The sequence below is a fragment of the Microcystis sp. 0824 genome (assembly GCF_003112475.1).
Taxonomy (GTDB): Bacteria; Cyanobacteriota; Cyanobacteriia; order Cyanobacteriales; family Microcystaceae; genus Microcystis; species Microcystis aeruginosa_C.
This window is the reverse complement of record NZ_BDSM01000075.1, coordinates 47,270-67,949: the sequence shown is the minus strand read 5'-3', so window position 1 is coordinate 67,949 and position 20,680 is coordinate 47,270. Positions and strand designations below refer to the sequence as shown.

The window sequence follows — 20,680 nt, the reverse complement described above, 5'->3', positions numbered from 1 at the left end:
AAACGAGAAAACTAAAATCTGTTCCCTTATCCCAAACAGTAATACAAAAGTTCTATTACTTACTTATATGGATATTCAAACCCTTTTAGAATGGACAGATAAACAGGTATTAGAGAAAACTGGTAAACATCTTGATTCGTTGCAAGAATCCATCTTACAGGGTATTTGGGAACATCAAGATTACGAAGAAATTGCCAAAGATAATCAGCGCAGTTATGACCATATAAAAAAAGAAGCATGGAAATTATGGCAACTGTTATCAGATGTTTTTGAAGAAGATATAAAAAAGTCTAATGTTCGTTCTGTTTTAGAAAATAAAGCTTCATCTACTATTTATCACTTTGTTAACTATCATTGTAATAATATCGGCAATAACCATATAAATATCTGTAGAGAAAATAATCCCTACTCAGAAAACAACTTAAAAAAGTCTTCAAATTTTCCAGATAATGATCATCAATCCCCCATAATTGACTTAACAAAAGCCCCTGAATTAAGGTATAACTATGGACGTAAGTTAGAAATATCAACCTTAAAAGAATGGCTAGATAATAAAACTCGATTAATTACTATTTATGGGTTAACCGGAATTGGAAAAACAGCTTTAACCCTTAAATTAGTTTCAGAAATTGCCCCACAATTTGATTATATTATTTACCGCAGTCTGGAAAATATTCCTCAATTAATCGCTCTCAAGGATGATCTAAAACAGTTTTTCGCCCAATCTCTATCAACCCCCTTACCTGATATAATAGATTATCTAAGCTCCTATCGTTGTTTAATTATTCTTGATGATGTGCAGAATATTTTTAAACCGGGGGAATTAGCAGGTAAATATTTAAGCGACTGTCAGGATTATCATAAATTTTTTCATCAAATTGCTACCACATCTCATCAAAGTTGTTTGATTTTAATTAGTTGGGAACTTCCCAGAGATTTTGTCACCTTAAAATCCGATAAAATTAAAACTTTATACCTGCAAGGTTTAACGACAGAATTTGAAGAAATATTCAAATAATACGGTTTAAAAAATGAGGAGAAATGGACGGAACTGAGGGAACTTTATCAAGGTCATCCTAACTGGTTAAATATCATCTCCTCAACCATTATTGAGCTATTTGATGGGGAAGTATCCTTATTTTTAGAACAAATGAACAATGAAATTTATTTGGGGGATATGGAAGACTCGATCGAATGTCATTTACAGCGTTTATCCGCAACAGAAAAAAAGGTGATACACTGGTTAGCTAATCAAACTGAAGCGGTAGAAAAGTTTCCCAAAACTGCTAATCTTGACTTATCTACTTCTGAATTTTGGGCAGCTATTCAGTCATTAATGAGACGCTGTTTACTGGATAAATTACCATCAGAAACCTCGTCCTATTTTCCTATTAATCCTGTGTTTAAATCTTATCTTAAAAGAAATCCTAACGATTAGGAAAAATTTACCTTATTATAAATATATGTGTACCGCAACGCAGAAACCCGCAGGATCGCTTTCCAGTCTATCCTATTTTCTATACACCTGATCGTGACTACCAATATCAATTAACAAGATGATAACTTCTAAATATTCTCCATCTTCCGAAAAACTAAAAATAATTCCACAATCGTAAGCTACAGTACAAGACCATAACCCTTCTAAATTACCACTTAACTTATGGGTTTTTAAAGACAGTGTAAATGGGTCTTCTGCCAGTTTTCTAAGTACATCGAAAATTTTAGGTTTTAACTGGGGATTTTTCTTGATTAGCTTCTTAAACGAACGCTTAAACCCATCACTCCATATTAGATCCATTGTTAATCCTCATTCAAATCAGCAATCAAATCTTCTACGGTTCCCCTTCTGGCCGTTCCAGTAGCGATCGCATCTTTCAATTCCTTAAAATTAGCTAAAATTTCTCTTTCTCTTGCTTTAGCTCTATATTGACACAAAATCTCTAACAATGACTCCTGTTCATCCTCTGATAAATTCTCAAAAGATTTGATCATTTCTTGCAAAGTCATCATTTTACCTCTTAACTCTCGATAAAAACCTGGGATCTCTTATTCTTTGTGTGATCTCGCGTAGCGAGCGCGTTGCGACCAGTTTAACTTATATAAGAGCGATCAATCTTTGTGTCCTTTGTGTCTTTGTGGTTTGCTCCACTCGCTCGTCACCAGGACTGTATCTTAGACCTACCAAACCTAAGAGAGCCAAACTTATCTTATTATAAATATATGTGTACCGCAACGCAGAAACCCGCAGGATCGCTTTCTAGTTTTTCCTATTTTATCAATACACTTCATCATGAGTACCAATGTCAAGTAAAATGATAACTTCCTCCTGGGTGTCTGGATCAATTTCTATAGAAAAAATAATCCGGCAATCATAACCACAAGAACAAGCTTTAAGTCCCGATAATTCCCCTTTTAATGAATGAGTTCCCAAGTTCAAAAAATAAATATCTTCCCTCATTTGTGCCAATGTTTTCTCAATCGCTTTCTGTCGTTGAGGATTTCTGAGAACAAATTTACGGAAAGTCCGCTTAAATTTAGGCGTTAAAACCAGTTCTCTCATAATATCTATTCTAAAGTTTCTCTCAATTCTCTCAGAACAATTTCTAGGGGTTGAGGTTTAAATTCTCCTTGATGAAAAGCATTAATTGACTCCCTCGCATCCCTAGCAATTTCTTGACGACGAATATCAAGTAAACGATTTTGTAAAATTTCTAATAACATTTCCTGTTGTTCTAAAGATAGTTGCTCAACAGCATTTAAAGCTTGTTCTAAACTGATCATAATTCAACCTCAAAAAACCACCTTATATTCTAACAACAAAAAAGCACCCCCTCGCGGGAGTGCCTTTTCGTTCAGACTAGGAATTAACCATTGATAGCAGGAGCGGTCAGAGCTACAGGAGCCTGTTCACCACTAGCTAAGTCTAAGGGGAAGTTGTGAGCGTTGCGCTCGTGCATTACTTCCATACCGATACCAGCGCGGTTTAACACATCGGCCCAAGTACCGATTACACGACCTTGAGAATCGAGAATCGACTGGTTGAAGTTGAAACCGTTGAGGTTAAACGCCATGGTGCTAACACCCATTGCCGTAAACCAGATACCGATTACCGGCCAAGCACCTAAGAAGAAGTGCAGAGAGCGGCTATTGTTGAAAGAAGCGTATTGGAAGATTAAACGTCCGAAGTAACCGTGAGCGGCAACGATATTGTAGGTTTCTTCCTCTTGACCGAATTTGTAACCGTAGTTCTGAGATTCGATTTCAGTGGTTTCACGCACTAAGGAAGAAGTTACTAGAGAACCGTGCATCGCGGAGAACAGAGAACCGCCGAACACACCGGCAACACCTAACATATGGAAGGGGTGCATCAGAATGTTATGTTCTGCTTGGAACACGAACATAAAGTTGAAGGTTCCAGAGATTCCTAAAGGCATACCATCAGAGAAAGAACCTTGTCCGATGGGGTAGATTAAGAATACAGCAGTAGCGGCGGATACAGGTGCCGAGTAAGCCACACAGATCCAAGGACGCATTCCTAAACGGAAAGACAGTTCCCACTGACGACCGAGGTAGCAGAAGACACCTAGTAAGAAGTGGAAAATGACTAACTGGTAGGGACCACCGTTGTATAACCACTCATCTAAGGAAGCCGCTTCCCAGATGGGGTAGAAGTGGAGTCCAATCGCGTTGGAAGAGGGAACAACTGCACCAGAGATGATGTTGTTTCCGTAGAGTAGAGAACCAGCTACAGGCTCGCGGATACCGTCGATATCTACAGGAGGAGCGGCGATAAAGGCGATGATGAAGCAGGTGGTGGCGGTGAGCAGGGTGGGGATCATGATCACACCGAACCAGCCGACATAAAGACGGTTGTTGGTGCTGGTGATCCACTGGCAGAACTGCTCCCACAGGGAAGCGCTTTCGCGCTGTTGTAGAGTTGTAGTCATGGTTGGATAATTTCTGTATGTATTAGGTTGTCAAGGTTCGTTGTTTGACATGAGTTAATACTATCGGCTTTTTATAGTTATGTAAAGGGGTTTTAAGGAATGTTTTTTTATCAATGTCATAACTTTTACTTATATAATTGATGTTGAGGTAAACTAGAAGCAGACAAATTCTGCAAAAATAAGCAATGATACCCGAAATTACCGCAAAACTATTGGAAGCGAAGAAAGAAAAAGGCCTCAGTTTCGCTGACCTAGAAGCGATTCTAGGGAGAGATGAGGTGTGGATTGCCGCTGTTTTTTACCGGCAAGCGAGCGCCTCCCCAGAGGAAGCAACGAAAATTGTGGCAGCTTTGGGACTGGGAACCGAAATCATCCCATTCTTAACCGAGTATCCTGTCAAGGGATTGGGTCCGGTTGTCCCCACCGATCCCCTGATTTATCGTTTCTATGAGATCATGCAGGTGTATGGAATGCCCCTAAAATCGGTAATTCATGAAAAATTCGGCGATGGTATTATGAGTGCGATCGATTTTACCCTCGACGTGGATAAGGAGGAAGACCCTAAAGGCGATCGCGTTAAAATTACTATGTCGGGTAAGTTTTTACCCTATAAGAAGTGGTGAGTCCGGCCAAAGTCAACGGTAAGGAATTTCTATTCCTTGCCGCTTTTGCTATTTTTCTTAACAAAACTTAACAATTGACAGCAAAATTTTGCTTGCTTTTTTTTGCAGATTTTGGGACAATATTTTTAAAAGAGTTTACTAATAATCGGAATCTAAGCACTTAACCATAAACACAACAGTCCCATTATAAGAAAATCATAACCCAAGCCGCCGCAAAAGTCAAGGTATCTCTCCTAATTATGCTGTGAAACTTCTAATTCCTTGAGCGGTGAGGGTTTGGGGAATTATGAATTATGAATTATGAATTGGGGAGTGGGAAGACAGTAAACTGATAACTGCCAATTCAGACTTCAATTGGCGATGTTATATTGAACATTTTCAAGAAGAAGGCGCACCGCAAAGCGTATCTCTGCGAGATCGCTGTTTTTTTACCGCTTATGAAACTAACATTATTGTTCCTTTAAAATCTTTGAGGATTGAGGTAGAGATGGCAGATGTTTATAACAAAGTAATCTTTAGTTAAAGCCTTAAATATGGAGCTTTTGTTATCATTAGAATACATAAATATTCGTCATAAAAAAATTAGCGTAGGCAATGATTAATAGAAAAACTGAATATTTGTGCAAGTTGTGGTAAACAAGTTACCTCCGCTATTCGGCGAAGATTAACCATAACGATAGCTCCAAAAAACATTATATTAACAAGAAATGGTGAATAGGGAACTCCGAAATATGAAGAAGCACCAGATAAAAAAAGATGTGCCACAAAATATGATACTATAACAAGCAATAAATCAGTTAAAATTGCAGATATATCTAAACTTAAGCCTAGTACAGGTGTTATAGCATAACTTAGAATAGTCAAGCTAGTACCTACTATAAATAGTAGGGATATTGCTCCAGCATCTTGTGCAAAAAATCCCCAAAATCCCAAATAAATCGCCATCAATGAAAACCCAACAGAGACAGCTTTTACGATCCCATCGTAAACATTTCCCAAAGCATTTCCCCAATCCATAAAAAATTCTCCAGCTAAGTTTGTAAATCTCTAAAGTCATGAAAGTATCAGCAAGATTGAGTAAATCTTAAAAATCTATATTATTTAGCGACCAAACATTTCAAGCAATTGCTCGAAAGTACCACAACTCTTAACTACTTCTGAGTCAAGGATTCCGACCATAAAAAATCCCGAAATTACAAAAACGAGAAGACCCTCTTGAAAATTACTGGTAGGCGCTATACTTGGTAACATTCCGAAAGCCAATAATGCAATGTCTCTGGCCAAAGTCATCAGAAGTTGTTCCTGTGATGATTGGTTTAAAAACATCTGTAAAAGAAACTGAAAAAATATTACTATAAGTATATGCCAATTTAGAAAGACTTGGGCAACTAATTCACGTGCAAATAACCCAACAACAGCAAGTAATACACCATAGAAGAAAAAGAAATATGAAATTAAACAACTCAAGTAATGAGGCATTATTAGCAAACGATTTGCCAAATCCATAAAAAATTCTCCAGCTAACTTTACCAATTTATGAAATTATCAAAGTATCAAAAAGGTTGGGTAAATTTTGACAATTTGTGCACTCGATTTACTCACCGAATAATTGACCATGTACAGCATTTACAAACGCTTCTGCTTCTGATTTTTGCCATGGCAATCCAGTGACAGGAGTTGCTGTTCCTCCGGCCGTAACCACACTTACCGTTGGAGATCCCCACATCAATAGAACACCAAAAATCAAGGGAATAATACCCACTACTACAGTTATCAAGACAATTCCTAAAACAACAAGGAATAGTCCCCCAACAACTTTCCTATCCATTTCATATCGAACTGAAACAACTTGCTTGAGAGGAACATCTTCTCTTCGTCCACCACTAAACCAGCTTTTCTTCGCCATATAGGTAAGTCTTTTGTTCGTTACAATACCAAAACAGTTGTCAACTAAGACATTTTCTTTAGAACTTGATGTCATTTTTTCCTCCTCATTTGATTTGTGTAATGGTTGATCGTGTGACCTGGACTGCATTGCCTAAACTGGCTTTAGGCATCCTGACTGTGATATACTAGAATCTGTACTATCACACATTTTCTTTAGATTGCCTAAATAAAGCCTGGAAACTGCTTAATTACTTAGGATACATCGTAGTCTTGAGTTTAGTCAGTCGGAAAAGTCGGAACTTACAGCCAAACAATTGATCTGAAATATCGGAAATATCAGCTAAAATAAGTAAAAAACTTACCTAATCTATAGTCCATGTTTCAAGCTAATCTATCTAATACGGTGTTAAATCTCTTAGATGAGTTGGTTTTTGCCAAAACAGATCAACATCTAGACTATCTTCAAAAAACTATCTTGCAAGGGACCTTAGAAGGTTACAAATACTCAGAAGTTGCCAAAGAATCTCATCTTAGTGAAGGTCATATTCGAGATAGTGCTTCAGAATTATGGAAAATTTTGTCAGAAGTTTTAGGGGAAGATATTACTAAATCAAATATTAGAGCAGTTTTAAAGAAATCTCAGTTCTATAATCATATTTCATCAGGTAGAGATTTTGTTTCTCTTAATAATGTCAATCTCTGTACTTCTAATCTATCTGCGTCTAATGGCAATAACCACCAATCTCAACCTGACAATAATCGTACCTATTTAGATTTAGGTCATATTCCTGAAATAACTCAATTTTATGGAAGAATTACCGAATTAAATAACCTGCAAACTTGTATAGTTGCGGAGAAATACCGTTTGGTTACTGTGTTAGGTTTAAAAGGAATTGGTAAAACCACCCTTTCTTTGAAACTGGTTGATAAAATCAAAAATAGTTTTAATTATGTTATTCGCAGAAGTTTGTATTTTTGTCCAAAATTAGATGAACTTTTAAGTGAAATTTTACCCTCTATCAATCCTCAATTGAAGCTCTCTCAAAGTCTTGACAAGAAATTAAATTTATTCTTAGAGTTAATAAAAAGCCATCGCTGTTTGATTATTCTTGATGATTTACAAAGTCTATTTGATTCTAAAAAACTAGCAGGTAATTATCAAAAAGAGTACCAAGATTATCAACTATTGTTTAAAAGCATTGCTGAAGTCAATCATCAAAGCTGTTTACTGTTGTTGAGTCAAGAAAAACCTATTGATACGACTTTTTTGGTGCAGAAAAATAAATTCATTAAAACATTAATCATAGAAGGTTTAGGAGAAGATGCCATAGAAATTTTGCGCCATCATAATCTATTAAATGAAGACAGTTGGGAAGCCTTAATTAAATGTTATCAAGGTCATCCTCTTTGGTTAGAATTAGTTGCTAGTTTTATTCAAGAGACATTTTTAGGTAAGGTTGCTGACTTTTTGGAGATTAAATACCCGATTGCCGAAGAAACTTTAGAGCAGACTTTATTAAGTATTTTGCAAAGTTTAACAGAATCAGAGAAACTAATGCTAACAGAATTAGCAAATTTTAATCAACCTATTTCTATTAAAGAAATGATCGACCAAACTTCTCTAGCTTATACAGATTCTTTGAAAGTAATTCAATCTCTAATCAGACGAATAATAGTGGCAAAAGATGAAAACGCTCTATTATGTTTGAATCCTGTTTTTAAAGCTTATGTAATTAATCATCAAATCTAGGGCTGAGTCGAAAATTTTATCGCAATCATAATAGTTTACGAAATTCTACGACTGTCAAATAGTTACACCTGCATTTTAATTTCAGGAATTTCCCCATCTTGCCAGCGTTTTTCCAAGGCTGCAAGATACTCATTGCATCTTGTATATTAGTTAATGCCTCTTCCTCAGTATATCCCCCAGACCAACAACCGGGGAGCAAAGGAGCGCCAACAGTAATTCCTTTTTCAGAACGATAAAGGACAATTTTATATTTCATCACAGTAGGGATCACAATTTATCTATAAAGCCATGATATAAACCAATCAAGAAAAGACTTTAATGTCTTGAGTATCCCATCAGGCCAAAGTTCTCTCCATGGTATTGAATCTTCACTATCGCCACACTGTTGAACAAGTTTAGCACCTGTCTCTCTCCCTTGTTGAGATACATATAAATCTGATATATCTACAGCTTCTATAATTTTATCTTTATCTGATTTTGGTAAATCTTTCCAACCAGATTCACAATAAGAATCTGGATGTGTTTCATAGGCAAACTTACGAAAGTCATCAGATTGAAGCTCTAATTTTGCAAATAATTCAGGATCGGCTTTTAACTTATTTTCCATTTTCTGCTGTAAAGATTTCCCGACATTTTTTAGAAATTCTTGCCCTTTTTTAGTCAAATTAGGATAAGTTTCATTCATAAATCTAGTCAAGTATTTATGTCCAAACTCTAAGTAATAATCTGGTGGTTGCTGGCCAGGATTTCTTTTCATAAAATCGTCGTAGCGAAATTGATAGTAATCTATATTCCCCAATGAGTCTGGTGGATAAGGAGTAGGAATAATAGAACCATAATCAGCGCAATTTGTTGAACTTTTTTCTTCAAAAATATCAATACATTCAGGCATGACCCATCCTTGTAGTTTAGTATCTTGATCAAATACCAAATACCAAAGATGATCTGCTTCATCTCTAACCCAAGCAAACTTTCCTGTAGGTGGAATCCGAACAACGTCAATATTAGTACCTGATTTCAAACAATGAATAATCTTGGCATTTATTGATGGTTGCGTTCGGAAATTAACACAACTACTACCTCTTACTTTATGAGAAGAAGTTTCACCATCAAATTTTTGAGCTAAAACTGGTAAAATTACATTTACGTTAAGATAAGCCGTTAACAATCCTAACATAATATTGAGATTTAAAATAGATATTTTAATCATAATATAACTCTCCGATTCAAAAATTTAAATTTTCAGGGTTTCCATAAATTGACAGGATTATCAACTAGAAACAGAGTAACCATTCAGGGGGAGCAGGAAAAAAACTGATAGCTGCCTCCCGTCTCCTGTCTCCTGAACTGATTAACCTAAATCTCGGTCTTTAGTGACAGTAATTTCCTTAGATAAGTGGCGATACCAAGTAAAATAGAGACCGATGGAAAGTAAAAGAAAAACCAAAGCCAAAATCTTCAAACTTTGCCACTGCTTGATGATTAAAACAATCCCCATCATAAAGAGGACTAATTGCCAAGGAACGGTAAGAAAAGCGGCGATGATATCCCGTTGATTTTCCGCTTTAATTTTTGCCTGTAGGTTAGGTTTAACACTGTGACGGACTTCTCCCCAAAAGCCAAAAGGTCGGGTAACATTATAGAAATTTTCCATAACTAAACTATCGGTGGGAGGAGTTAACAAAGTAGCGATAATACAGCCAGCTAAAGCGAACAAACTCGGCACAAGAAAGAGGATATATTCCTGATATTGACTGTGACGAAAGAAAGGTAAAATTATCACTTGTGAGGCAATAGCCGCAATCATTCCCGCTAAAGTTCCCACAGCAAAACCATAACCATTAAAGCGCCACCAATACCAACGTAATAGGAGAGGAACTGCTAATCCCACCCCTAAGCCCGTGGTTAACCAACCCCAAATATCATTGACATTTTGGATATTAAAACTCAAAACTAAGCCAATTACTACCACAAAAATCGAGGCCAAACGACCTTGAAAAACTAACTCCTGTTCTCCCGCATTCTGTTTCAAAAAAGCTTGATAGATATCTTTGACCCAATAGGCAGCACTAGCGTTAATAACTGCGTTAAAAGTGGACATAGCCGCCGCTAAAAAAGCAGCAATTAATAACCCTTTCATCCCCACCGGAATGTATTGAGTAATGACCGTGGCCAGAATTCTTTCTGGATCTGTAATCGTGCCTTTAGTTAAACCGTAGTGAATACCTAAAACCGCAAAAGCTGTGACTAGCGGCCAACGGAAAGAAAGCAGAATAATCCAGAATAAAGATAATAAACCGGCATCTCGATCGCTTTTGGCCGCTAGGTATCGTTGTAACATATAACCACCGCTGCCGCTGCAACCTTCGATGATGGTTTTAACTAAATAAAAGAAAATCACCCCACCAAACAAATTAAAGATGGCATAATCTCCGGGTAAATCCAAAGTCAGGGAGGGAAAAATACTAGCCCAGTCGCTTAAATTCCAAGTTTTTGGCTCCGCTGCCCCCGGAATTGCTACCGTGAAACTATCAGGAAGATTGACAGTAAAAAAAGCCACTGTCGATACATAAATTACCGCCACAAAAATCAGAAACCCTTGAAATAAATCGGTAATTACCCCACCATAAAAACCACTGGCCACCGTATAAATCAAGGTTAGAAGAATTAATATCACCGAAGCAAGACGATCATCCATACCCAAAAACTGCCCTAAAAATTTCCCCCCCGCAACGGAGAAATAACTCATCGCACCGATAGAGAATAAGAGAGTGGCGACGGCGCTAATAATTCGGGCAAAATTACCCTGTTTTCCTGGTCCAAAGCGAAATTGCATCCATTCCGCCATGGTCATAACTTGGGCCCGGCGATTCCATTTGCCCATAAAAGCCATGAGAAAGGCCATAATTAGGACAACACCGCCGCGGATTTCGATAAATAGTCCTTTGGGTCCGACAGCGTAAATAAGGGCAGAAATGACCATAGTTCCCGCTAAATCGGTGTTAGCTGCCATTCCCGACACCCCTAACATCCACCAAGGCAAATTGCGATTACCTAAAAAGTAGGATTCTAGACCTTGAGAAGCTTTTTTCTCGGCTATAATCCCGATTATTAGGGTTGCTGCCAGATACAGCAGCACAATTACATAATCAATTAACTGCATAGTTTCAAATCAATTTAACTTTCGATCGTTATAGCATCAATTGACTACGATTTCTGGCTAACGGTTTCTTTTTCTAAGATTTGCACCCGTTGCTCTAGCTTTTTTAAATCTTCCTTTATTTCAATTACTAAAGTGGCTAAACGCTGGAACAGTGGGTCACTTTCCCCGACTACTTCCCCATTTACTATACCTGTTCCCGATCGCCGTTGGGGAATGGGAGCGGCATTTTCCCCGCGGATGGTTATTCCTCGGACCTGACTTTCAAGGCGCTCGACTCGATTGCGGAGACTAATTAACTCCGATCTTACCGCCGTATCCGATTGTGCTTTGCTGGCATTAACAAAACTCAGTATTAGCAAAAGGGAGATAATCAGAGTTAAAAAGCCATAAAAAGAGATTTTAGCTAATTTCATCGATTTTACCTCCTATCTATCTTACCCAACTTAATAGACCTCCTGCAAAAGTAAGTTATCGAGCCGCCATCGGGTCAAAATACCCCAAAAAATAGATAAATTTGACATAATCTTAGGTTTTATGAATGGCATAGTTGTCTATTGTCTTTTTTCTCCTCCTGGCGACCGTCTCCTATCTCAGAGTCTCCTCACCTAACGGAAGATTTTTGATTTTTGCAGGAGATCTAATGTTAAGAAACGTGGCTAAATCTAAAGCTTGATTGCAATTCCGCCTCCTGGTGATTAGTTGCTCAAAAGAGGATGATAAGGTAAAAAACACGATTTTGTCGAAATTTGGCCTTATCTCTATGTATAAAAACTCAGATAAAGATTTTCTCGGAGCGGCAATCACAGCCGGTTTAGGTGCGGGAATCGTCACTTCCTTTGCTGTCAATCAAGGACAAGACATCGGTACAGCTTTAGGAATTACCGCTTTAGCGGCTGTTTGCGGTGTTATCTGCCGTCATTTTGACCTAATGTGATGCAATCTTCCTCACACCTCCAATTCTGCCGAAAAATCCTGTTTTTTCTCGTATTGATAGGGACCGAGCAGAGCACCCCAAATTCCCTTACCAGTGCCGGGATCTAGGCCTTTATCGTAGGTTTTTAGGCTATGACTCGTCACCTCGAAACCTAAAGCCACCTGATAGGTTGTACCCTCATAGGTAAATTGACAGCGCTGTTCTGGTTGCGGTTGGGCGATAAACTGGTATTGATGATCAGCGAGGGTATGGACTTTGACCGCTAAAGTGCAAGTAGGCAGGAAAGTTAGGTCTTCTAAGCTAATTTTTCGCAAAATATCGGGATTTTTGCCCGCACCTTGCACGGATTTCAGGTCATTAAACATATAGTGCCTCACCTCTAACCCTCCCGATTCCGAGCGCGTTAATCGCCACAGTCGCGGTCGGTAGGGTTGGTCTAAATTGATGATACTGGCCTGTTCGGCAAAAAGCGCGATGCTGTCTTCCCGAAATAAAGGCAACGGACGCAACCATAAACGCAGGTGAACGTACCACACCGGTTCTGCTTGCGCTTGCCGTTGATTTTCAAATTCACCTGCGAGATACCGACCAAAAGTGATTAATTCAGGGGTCATAGCTCAAAAAACTCTCCGTATTGCCTCAAAATTAATCCTAACACCCATAGAACTCACTTTTTTGACAAAAATGACCTCCAGTCCACCGGAACCCGCTTAAACTGGGTTATTGCCCCTTGATTGTACCAATATTCCCAGCCAGCGCTTGAGGTCAAATTTACCGTTAAAAATCACTTTACTAAATTGCGCGTTAAAAGTTGATAGAGTAGCCTGGTTTCGTAAAATAGCAAGCGACACAGGCCATCCTTACCCAGTGCCTTAAAACTTGGTATCTCTTGGGTGACTTCAATTTTTTGCCCGGTTTTTTCGTTGCGAGTAAAATAGGTGTGATTTCTGGAATTTAACCAAGAGTTCTTAAGTTTAGCGATAATCTCGGTTTTAGCGGGTTTATTTGGGCAAATAGTCACCATTGCATGAGCATATAGGTGAGATCGTACTAAGTCGGAACCCTTCCAAGACTTCTTAACCTTGTCTTGCTTTGCTGAGGTATCCCCTGAAACTTGATAAGAGTACCCTAGCCCTAGATAAGCCTGAAACTTTCTAAGGCTAATATCGTGATCACCTCTAAAGTAGGGCTTGCCGTTGACTAAAAATCTTTCGATAGGGTAACAGTGCAAAAGCAACAAGCTCTTAGTCACCGTCCCAAAAAGAAATTTATCAAATACTTGGCAATAACCCTTAAACTGCTCTAATTCCAAAATTTCTCGGAGGTTTTTTTCTTTAACCGCAATTCTATCCTGATAAATGACAATATCCTTAGCTAATAACTGGCTATATTCACTAATTCCAGTCCCGGCCGTGGTTTTGATGCGGGAATTATTTTTGGTTCTTCCGAACTTACACTGTAGAAAAGTCCCCAAGCTCCCTCTCTGTCCAGCAATGTTCTAAAGTTGATAAATATCAATCTAACAAAAACTCAAAGCCTTATTGTACAAGCTTTACAAGCATAAGTTGTTGATAGTTTTGCATGACAGGTTCGGTAGAGCCTTATTTTTTAGTCCGGCGATATGTCCTAATGTAGGATTACAGCCCTTAACCCCGATATATTCAAAGTCTCTTTGTGCAATCTCCGGAAATTCACAGCATAACCGCTGTCTAAGTTGGTTAATCAAAGAATTTTTGTTTTTATCAAGCTGTTCTCGCTCGTGAAAAGTCAAGCGAAGCAGATCGATCGAGTCATAGTCATCGAAAATTTGGGTCTGAAACCCCGCCGTTTTAGGTTGGCTTTGCTGTTAAATATGAGCATCGTTTACGAAATATATGCTAAAATGTGAGGTATGGAAAAAGCCTATTCGTTTCGATTTTACCCCACACCAAAACAAGAGTCGCTATTGCGGCGCACTTTGGGCTGTGTAAGATTAGTTTACAACAAAGCTCTCCACGAACGAACACAAGCATGGTACGAAAAGCAAGAAAGAGTAGGCTACGCTCAAACTTCTTCAATGTTGACCGATTGGAAAAAACAAGAAGAATTAGACTTTTTAAACGAAGTTAGCTGTGTACCTTTACAACAAGGGTTAAGACATTTACAAACAGCTTTTACTAATTTCTTTGCTGGTCGTACTAAGTATCCTAACTTTAAGAAAAAACATCAGGGAGGAAGTGCCGAATTTACCAAATCTGCTTTTAAATTTAAAGACAGACAAATCTATTTAGCTAAATGCACAGAACCTTTACCTATTCGATGGTCAAGACAAATCCCAGAAAGCTGTGAACCAAGCACAGTAACAGTCAGATTACATCCCTCTGGACGCTGGCATATTTCAATTAGATTTGATGACCCAACGATTAAGCCATTACCAGTAACAGATAAAGCCATTGGAATTGACTTAGGAATTAGTAGCCTAGTAATTACCAGCAATGGCGATAAAGTGTCTAATCCCAAGCATTTTAAAAAGCATTATCGGAGACTGCGAAAGGCCCAAAAAAGCCTTCCTAGAAAACAGAAAGGGTCAAAAAATCGGGAAAAAGCAAGAATCAAAGTAGCCAAGATTCACGCTCAAATCACCGATAGTAGAAAAGACCATTTACATAAGCTAACCACTCAATTAGTTCGTGAAAATCAAACGATTGTGGTTGAGAACTTAGCCGTCAAGAATATGGTCAAAAACCCCAAGTTATCTCAGGCAATATCTGATGTAAGCTGGGGAGAAATCACTCGACAATTAGCCTATAAATGCCGTAATTAGCCTATAAATGCCGTTGGTACGGCAGAAATTACATCGAAATAGATAGATGGTTTCCTAGCTCTAAAAGGTGTAGTAATTGCGGGCATATTGTCGAAAAGATGCCGTTAAATGTTCGAGAATGGGATTGTCCAGACTGTGGGACACACCATGACCGAGATATTAACGCTAGTAAAAATATTTTGGCCGCAGGGCTTGCGGTGTCAGTCTGTAGAGCGACCATAAGACCAGAACAGAGTAAATCTGTTAAGGCAGGTGCGAAAAATCCTTCGGGAAAGAAGCAGAAACCTAAATCGTGAGGTTTGGGAATCACCGTCCGTTTACGGCGGTGAGGATGTCAATACCCGTTGAATTGTCCCGCCTCTAAAAGATCCGCTAGGCGCGAAAGCGGCAGCCTTATTTTTTGCGATAATAATCCTTGCATATTTTCGCTTTAACGATGTCCCGGAACCAGTGGTATAGGCGACTACCTTGCGCTGTGCATACCCAGATTTAAGCAAAGCTTCCACTGTGCAAAGCGGGGCGGTTTCGTCGGTCGTATCTGCAGACCCCGTAGTAGCAACCTTCTCCACTCCTGTCTCAGCTTCCGTTAAGCCCTGATAGGTATCTTTAGGAGCCGTGAACCAAAAACTTAAACTTGTAGGGGTTCCCGATAGTCCCCCGACCGTGAGCTTATATCGTTCAAATCCTGCCATTTTTTTTCTCCTATCTAAATTTTAAATTAAGTTAAGCGTCGACGGCGAGGAACACCGGCACCAGTGACGTTTTTTCCCTTGTAATTTTTGGTTTTTAGCGCGGCTATTGCTGTATTAACCTTGGAAGCGGGGCAAATAATGCGAGAGCTTTTCGTTACAGTTCTCCCGCCTACAGTGTCCCGGTAGGAGATGCGAAGTCTAATTAGTTTGGCCGTCCGCAACCCTTCCGATACGGATAATCCTACGTCTTCCTCGTCTGGCTCAAAATTGTCGGGTGCTTTAGTAATTCCTAGCGCGGAGGCAATTGTGCTTCCGTCTGATTCGTAAACGTCGGGTAAGGAAAGAATGTATCTCGTTGATCCTTCGTTGTAGTAATGCGGAACTAAAGGCGGCTTTGCAACCATGAAATTACCTGTAATCTTTATCTAGTCGCATTTTGTGGTATTTTCCGATGTCCGACAAGTGTCGTCAATACATATATGTGTTGATTTTCGGAGGACGTTCGCAGGTTGATTTTTGGAGGACGTTCGCAGGTTGATTTTCGGAGGACGTCAGAAGTGTCTAGTTTAAGGGTCTGCCAGTACATCTAAATAACGCCCTGTGCGATCGACCAACACCACCGACTTGGAAAGTCCGTGGATAAGGGCTACGGCGTAAGTGAAGCGGACGTTACCGGTAGGTCGCCATCGCTTTTCTTTAACGGTTGTGCCTAGAATCGTTCGATTGCCTGGCACGTTAACACTATTCCGCTCTGGTGTAACTGTACTGCATTTATTCTCGTCGTATGGCTTGCCAAGAATGTCATAAATTTTTTGAATTATCCCAGTTCCTTCTGTTTCGTTAATGCAAAGAATAGTTAAATTTAGCCCGTTTTCCGAGTCTTTGCAAACTCGTTTTATTTTGCCTTTAGACCAAATAAAGCCGGAACCTGTAGCAAATTCCGTCTTGATTTTATTGGCAATCGCGGTTAAATTTGTTTTAGTAATACTTTGACTGGTTTCGTTCATTAGTCTGAAGCCAATTTGAGCGCGAAGCGGTTGATAACCGTCCGGCACGGCTTCGTCGTCTTGCCTAAAAAACAGTTGAATGATTGGACGGAAAGTAACTTCTTCTTGGAAAGAATCGGCGGGATTTCCGTATATTTCAGGTTTTAAGTGCGCTTTGTGAAAAGTAAAATAAAAGTTTATTTGCTTCATTAGTGACAGATTTTGAGAGTCAGCAGGCATAATTAAGCAAGACCGTTTAGCCGATTGCCGACCATTAACGTTTTCCGGTATGAGATCAGGATCAATATCGCGGAAATACTCGTTTACCTCTCGATTGTAAGTTTTTCTTAGAAAACTTTTTAAAAATTGCCACTCGGCACTAACTGGCATCGTCGGGTGCTCCTTCTTTTAAATCTGATTTATCAATATCGCTTGATTGTGACTCTTCTGTTTTCCCGTTTTCTGTCGTTTTTTTCTCGTCACTTTTAACGGTTATTTCGTTCTTAAAGGCCTCATAATTAGCATTTATTTGAGTGCTTAACTCCTGAGCTTCAATAACGGCAGAAGCTAACTGGTTGACGCTTTCGGTTGCTTCGGTTAGATTTTCTATCGTTTGCTGAGCGCGAAAAAATGGATTTTTGAAGTCTGGTTGTTCTGGCATCCAGTCGATAATATTATCGCTGACGACCCCATCGCTGCTTAGTCCGTTACCGATTTTGGCTACCCATCCCCCGACTATTTCTTGAGCTTCGATAATAGTATTTTGCATGGAACGAACCGAGTCGATCAAGTTTGCTCCGGCGGTTAGAATTCTATTGGCTTTTATCCAAGTTTGCTTAAGGTTTGTATAGTTTTCGGCTCCTACTACTGACTTGACAAAATTTTCCACGGTTTGCCCAATTATAGTATTAAAATCAAAAGCCTGTCCATCGGCATCTTTAATGCCAACGGCAGCCAAAACATTGCCTGTGGTTTCTATCAAAGTCGTGCCTAAGTCTCTCGATAACATCAGCGCATTATGAAGCGAAGCACCCACGGACATCAAGTTAAGGGTGCGATCAATTAATCTAGAATTCCATAATTTAGTAAATCTGTCTTGAAGATAGCCTGCCAGGCCTCCATTAACTTGAGGACCGAGCTTGTTGTCAATTGTATACAGTATGGATAAATCGACAAGTTGTAAACCTGGAGTAATAAGGTCAAGTTTGCTGTTTATGTCGTTTAATTTATTGTCAATTGGTGTAGGAACGCAACAATTATTCGATGGTGGTGTCTGGTTAATCGGGGCCGGAGGTTGATTAGATGGTGGTATCTGTGGGTTTTGAGGATTAAGAATTGGAAACGGCGGGAAAAGAGGGAGCGGGTTCGGATCGTCGTCAGAAGGAGTCCCTGGGGTAGTCCCTGGATTAGTCCCTGGGGTAGTCCCTGGGGTAGTCCCCGGGGTAGTCCCTGGGGTAGTCCCTGGATTAGTCCCTGGGGTAGTCCCTGGATTAGTCCCTGGATTAGTCCCTGGATTTGTCCCTGGACTGATCACGGGGGTAGTGCTATAAGACGGAGAAGAAAAAGGACTTCTTAACGACATATTAGCTGCTTGTTCTCTTGCTCTTTGGTGAGCAGTAAGAACCGGATCGCTGGTTACATATGGGCGGACAATCGGCTTAAACAAGTCAGAAAAATCCGGCGGCGAATAGTTAGGATTCGGGACAAACCAAAACGGTATATCGTCGTCTGTTTCGTCAGGATTTGTGATTGGAAGATTAGGCGAAGTGGCCGGAGGAGGCAAAGTTCCCGGAGGAGAGTCAGGCTGTGTTATCCCCGGATTTCCTAACGGCGCAGGATTGCCAGGAGTTGCGGGTCTAGGAGGAGGAGGAGCAACGGGTGCGACACTGTCACTAGAAGGTCCACGAGAATAAGGAGGGGTCGGGTATGGAGTCGGGGCGGGAATTGGATCGACCGGCTGATTACTTCCCGATTCTTTAATCACCATTGAAGTGCCTAGCGGGTAATATGTGTCTCCGAATGATGATCGATCGCCTAAGTTTTGTCCCGCGTTAAACCTTACTTTTTGGCCACCAACGTAAGTGACATAAAAAACGTGTCCCCACCAAAAATCGCCATAGGGGCTAGCCGCTTTTTCAAAAGTAGGAAAAGAAATTGAAACAACGCCAGACATTGTGTACTCTCCCGTAACAGCTGGTATAACCTCATATACCCCGCCATAGCCTTCTCCCTTGAAATATGTAGCCCCTGCAATAAAGTCGGTCGTTCTCTTTCCCCAGCTGATTTGTACCTCGCGAATATCTCCAGTTGTGTTGACTGAATAAGTTTTTGAAGGGTCAAGGGCATAATCGCCAGGAGTTGTCCCCGGCGGAAGCGGTTGTAAGTTAGGCGATGGTGGGGCTGTCTGATCAAGCCACCATTCCAGGAGCGCTAAACCAGCCACTAAAGCTATCCCGATCAGTCCCCCGCGAAGCCCGCCGGCCAATTTTCCCAGTCCCAGGCCGCCTTTAGGAACCGGGGGAAGCTTAGGAGGCATTCTAGAGACCGGACTGCTTTTAGGAGGAACAAATTGAGGACTAAGAGGATTTTGCTTAGGATTAACCCAGGTGTACCCGCTATGAGCATTTAGACTCATATCTATCGGAGGCTTGCTACCAAAAAAAGTAGAATTAGGCGTAGAAATATTCTTCGCCGGCGCCCTATTGCCTCTTGGGGGAAGTCGATTACTCATTAAGTTAGTCGATAGCCCGCCGGGTAAGCATTGTTACTTATTTCGTTGGCGTACATCCAGGGCCTCTGGTTTAAGCCGTCGTTCTCGATCTGAGGGTTTAAGGGAATGTAAACAAAAGCCTGAAAATACATTACTCCATCTCCGGTTGCAGTCCCTTTGTTGATCGTGATATAGGGAGTGCGTCCCCCTTCGTTGGTTCCATCAAGGTTAAAAGTGGTACTGCCGATTGTGGCTTTTAGTGCGCTGAGAGTGTGAACGATTAAGCGTTCAAGTGTATTAATATTTTGTGGGATATCGTCGTTGCGAACTATTGTAGTCATTTTGATTTCTAGCTTCTTTTCTCTAAAGTAATACAAGAAAAAAACTCAAACAAGTCCATAAAATGAATATTTTCTTTATCTTTTGATATGTCCAAAACTCAAGCCTAGACTCTATTCTAGGCAGTAGGGATTAAGTGTTAAAAATTAACATACAGAATAACACTTGCTTTTAATTAAATTCTGTATCTATTAATTAGGAGGTGTATCATGCGAACGATCGGACAGGCCTCGATATTGTCAGAAGCTGACTGGAAAAAATTAGAGTCCGTCGCTAACCAAAAACACCGGATGCTGTGGGCGATACTCAGATTCACCGCAGCGCGAATTAATGAAGCGTTAGAACTGAGGATTAAGGATGTTTATAAGGATGCAGTCAGAAAAATACCTTTAGATGAGGTAGTTTTTAGACAAGAGAACAGAAAAGGCAAGGATAAACATCACACTGTTCCCATTTGCTCAGAGTTACGAGTAAGGCTTAAAGATTACACCCCATCCACTAACCCAGAAGATTACCTTTTTCCTGGCATCGATGGGCGGTTAAGTTATGAAGGCGCTCTCGTTTACCTAAAAAAATCCGCGCGCAAAGTCGGACTAGATGACAAAAAAATTGTCACTCACTGCGGCCGCCGCTCTTGTATTACTGAATTGTCCCGTCGGGGAACCGACCTTAGAACAATTCAGGCAGTCAGTGGACACGCTTCGATCGCGAACTTGCAGCGCTATATCGAGTTAGATCCCGATCGCACAAAAAACGCGCTCGAAAAGATTTTTAATTAGTTTGGGGTATCGTCCTATAATAATTCAAGGCTAGAAACTGACAATTATTAATGTTGAAGTTGAGAAT

The 20,680-nt window shown here is 40.0% G+C and carries 22 protein-coding genes and 2 pseudogenes; 7 read left to right on the top strand and 17 right to left on the bottom strand.

What is annotated here, in order from left to right; genetic code table 11:
- The first annotated feature begins 67 nt into the window (after positions 1–67).
- Positions 68–1,438 (top strand): annotated as a pseudogene (locus N0824_RS20250) (AAA family ATPase).
- Positions 1,439–1,510: 72 nt separating this feature from the next.
- On the opposite strand, the gene N0824_RS20245 reads toward N0824_RS20250, so the two are convergent.
- The 5 genes from N0824_RS20245 to psbA all read right to left on the bottom strand — a co-directional run bounded on the left by N0824_RS20245 (position 1,511) and on the right by psbA (position 3,947).
- Positions 1,511–1,798 (bottom strand): type II toxin-antitoxin system mRNA interferase toxin, RelE/StbE family, encoded by a 288-nt coding sequence (locus N0824_RS20245; RefSeq protein ID WP_108938039.1) that lies wholly within the window; start codon positions 1,796–1,798, stop codon positions 1,511–1,513.
- Positions 1,799–1,800: 2 nt separating this feature from the next.
- Entirely contained in the window at positions 1,801–2,007 is a 207-nt protein-coding gene (locus tag N0824_RS20240) for a hypothetical protein (RefSeq protein ID WP_002799381.1), read from the bottom strand.
- Positions 2,008–2,275: 268 nt separating this feature from the next.
- Positions 2,276–2,560 carry a type II toxin-antitoxin system YafQ family toxin gene (locus tag N0824_RS20235; protein ID WP_002750823.1) on the bottom strand — a complete coding sequence of 95 codons (285 nt, stop codon included), beginning with the start codon at positions 2,558–2,560 and terminating at the stop codon, positions 2,276–2,278.
- 5 nt (positions 2,561–2,565) lie between these two features.
- Entirely contained in the window at positions 2,566–2,781 is a 216-nt protein-coding gene (locus tag N0824_RS20230) for a hypothetical protein (RefSeq protein ID WP_108938038.1), read from the bottom strand.
- Positions 2,782–2,864: 83 nt separating this feature from the next.
- The gene (gene psbA, locus N0824_RS20225; RefSeq protein ID WP_002731626.1) at positions 2,865–3,947 is read right to left on the bottom strand and encodes a photosystem II q(b) protein; all 1,083 of its coding nucleotides are present in this window, start codon (positions 3,945–3,947) and stop codon (positions 2,865–2,867) included.
- 185 nt (positions 3,948–4,132) lie between these two features.
- Here psbA and cynS point away from each other — a divergent pair, with 185 nt between their 5' ends.
- Positions 4,133–4,570, top strand: coding sequence for a cyanase (gene cynS / locus N0824_RS20220; RefSeq protein ID WP_108938037.1), 438 nt, complete (start codon positions 4,133–4,135; stop codon positions 4,568–4,570).
- A 582-nt stretch (positions 4,571–5,152) separates the two neighbouring features.
- Here cynS and N0824_RS20210 read toward each other — a convergent pair.
- From N0824_RS20210 to N0824_RS20200, 3 genes are all read right to left on the bottom strand, one after another.
- A complete protein-coding gene (locus tag N0824_RS20210) occupies positions 5,153–5,587 on the bottom strand; it encodes a hypothetical protein (protein WP_044033973.1) in 435 nt (144 codons plus the stop codon).
- Between the two features lie 84 nt (positions 5,588–5,671).
- Positions 5,672–6,076 (bottom strand): hypothetical protein, encoded by a 405-nt coding sequence (locus N0824_RS20205; protein ID WP_043999989.1) that lies wholly within the window; start codon positions 6,074–6,076, stop codon positions 5,672–5,674.
- A gap of 88 nt (positions 6,077–6,164) precedes the next feature.
- The gene (locus tag N0824_RS20200; RefSeq protein ID WP_043999243.1) at positions 6,165–6,551 is read right to left on the bottom strand and encodes a hypothetical protein; all 387 of its coding nucleotides are present in this window, start codon (positions 6,549–6,551) and stop codon (positions 6,165–6,167) included.
- 282 nt (positions 6,552–6,833) lie between these two features.
- Here N0824_RS20200 and N0824_RS20195 point away from each other — a divergent pair, with 282 nt between their 5' ends.
- Entirely contained in the window at positions 6,834–8,207 is a 1,374-nt protein-coding gene (locus N0824_RS20195; protein WP_108938036.1) for an NB-ARC domain-containing protein, read from the top strand.
- Between the two features lie 274 nt (positions 8,208–8,481).
- Here the strand turns inward: N0824_RS20195 and N0824_RS20185 are convergent, their stop codons facing one another.
- The 3 genes from N0824_RS20185 to N0824_RS20175 all read right to left on the bottom strand — a co-directional run bounded on the left by N0824_RS20185 (position 8,482) and on the right by N0824_RS20175 (position 11,783).
- Positions 8,482–9,417: an SH3 domain-containing protein gene (locus N0824_RS20185; RefSeq protein ID WP_108938035.1), complete on the bottom strand. Its 936-nt coding sequence runs from the start codon at positions 9,415–9,417 to the stop codon at positions 8,482–8,484.
- A 141-nt stretch (positions 9,418–9,558) separates the two neighbouring features.
- Positions 9,559–11,370 carry a sodium:solute symporter family protein gene (locus N0824_RS20180; RefSeq protein WP_108938034.1) on the bottom strand — a complete coding sequence of 604 codons (1,812 nt, stop codon included), beginning with the start codon at positions 11,368–11,370 and terminating at the stop codon, positions 9,559–9,561.
- A 44-nt stretch (positions 11,371–11,414) separates the two neighbouring features.
- Entirely contained in the window at positions 11,415–11,783 is a 369-nt protein-coding gene (locus N0824_RS20175; RefSeq protein ID WP_108938033.1) for a hypothetical protein, read from the bottom strand.
- A gap of 347 nt (positions 11,784–12,130) precedes the next feature.
- Here N0824_RS20175 and N0824_RS21120 point away from each other — a divergent pair, with 347 nt between their 5' ends.
- Positions 12,131–12,304, top strand: coding sequence for a hypothetical protein (locus N0824_RS21120; RefSeq protein ID WP_002739017.1), 174 nt, complete (start codon positions 12,131–12,133; stop codon positions 12,302–12,304).
- 11 nt (positions 12,305–12,315) lie between these two features.
- Here N0824_RS21120 and N0824_RS20170 read toward each other — a convergent pair whose 3' ends face one another.
- Entirely contained in the window at positions 12,316–12,918 is a 603-nt protein-coding gene (locus tag N0824_RS20170) for a chromophore lyase CpcT/CpeT (RefSeq protein ID WP_108938032.1), read from the bottom strand.
- A 170-nt stretch (positions 12,919–13,088) separates the two neighbouring features.
- Positions 13,089–13,616 (bottom strand): hypothetical protein, encoded by a 528-nt coding sequence (locus N0824_RS21510; RefSeq protein ID WP_233256497.1) that lies wholly within the window; start codon positions 13,614–13,616, stop codon positions 13,089–13,091.
- A 579-nt stretch (positions 13,617–14,195) separates the two neighbouring features.
- Between N0824_RS21510 and N0824_RS20155 the strand changes: the two are divergent.
- Positions 14,196–15,403 (top strand): annotated as a pseudogene (locus tag N0824_RS20155) (RNA-guided endonuclease InsQ/TnpB family protein).
- Between the two features lie 21 nt (positions 15,404–15,424).
- On the opposite strand, the gene N0824_RS20150 reads toward N0824_RS20155, so the two are convergent.
- On the bottom strand, positions 15,425–15,799 hold the full coding sequence (locus N0824_RS20150) for a hypothetical protein (RefSeq protein ID WP_108938031.1): 375 nt from the start codon (positions 15,797–15,799) through the stop codon (positions 15,425–15,427).
- A 189-nt stretch (positions 15,800–15,988) separates the two neighbouring features.
- Here N0824_RS20150 and N0824_RS20830 point away from each other — a divergent pair, with 189 nt between their 5' ends.
- Entirely contained in the window at positions 15,989–16,126 is a 138-nt protein-coding gene (locus tag N0824_RS20830) for a hypothetical protein (RefSeq protein ID WP_158269570.1), read from the top strand.
- Positions 16,127–16,365: 239 nt separating this feature from the next.
- Here the strand turns inward: N0824_RS20830 and N0824_RS20140 are convergent, their stop codons facing one another.
- From N0824_RS20140 to N0824_RS20130, 3 genes are all read right to left on the bottom strand, one after another.
- Complete coding sequence (locus tag N0824_RS20140) at positions 16,366–17,175, bottom strand: hypothetical protein (RefSeq protein WP_108938029.1); 810 nt, start codon at positions 17,173–17,175, stop codon at positions 16,366–16,368.
- On the bottom strand, positions 17,165–19,420 hold the full coding sequence (locus N0824_RS20825; RefSeq protein ID WP_158269569.1) for a hypothetical protein: 2,256 nt from the start codon (positions 19,418–19,420) through the stop codon (positions 17,165–17,167). The genes N0824_RS20140 and N0824_RS20825 overlap by 11 nt, the downstream gene beginning before the upstream one ends.
- Positions 19,421–19,515: 95 nt before the next feature.
- A complete protein-coding gene (locus N0824_RS20130) occupies positions 19,516–19,836 on the bottom strand; it encodes a hypothetical protein (protein WP_108938028.1) in 321 nt (106 codons plus the stop codon).
- A gap of 207 nt (positions 19,837–20,043) precedes the next feature.
- Between N0824_RS20130 and N0824_RS20125 the strand changes: the two genes are divergently transcribed.
- The gene (locus N0824_RS20125; RefSeq protein ID WP_108938027.1) at positions 20,044–20,613 is read left to right on the top strand and encodes a site-specific integrase; all 570 of its coding nucleotides are present in this window, start codon (positions 20,044–20,046) and stop codon (positions 20,611–20,613) included.
- Positions 20,614–20,680: the final 67 nt, after the last annotated feature.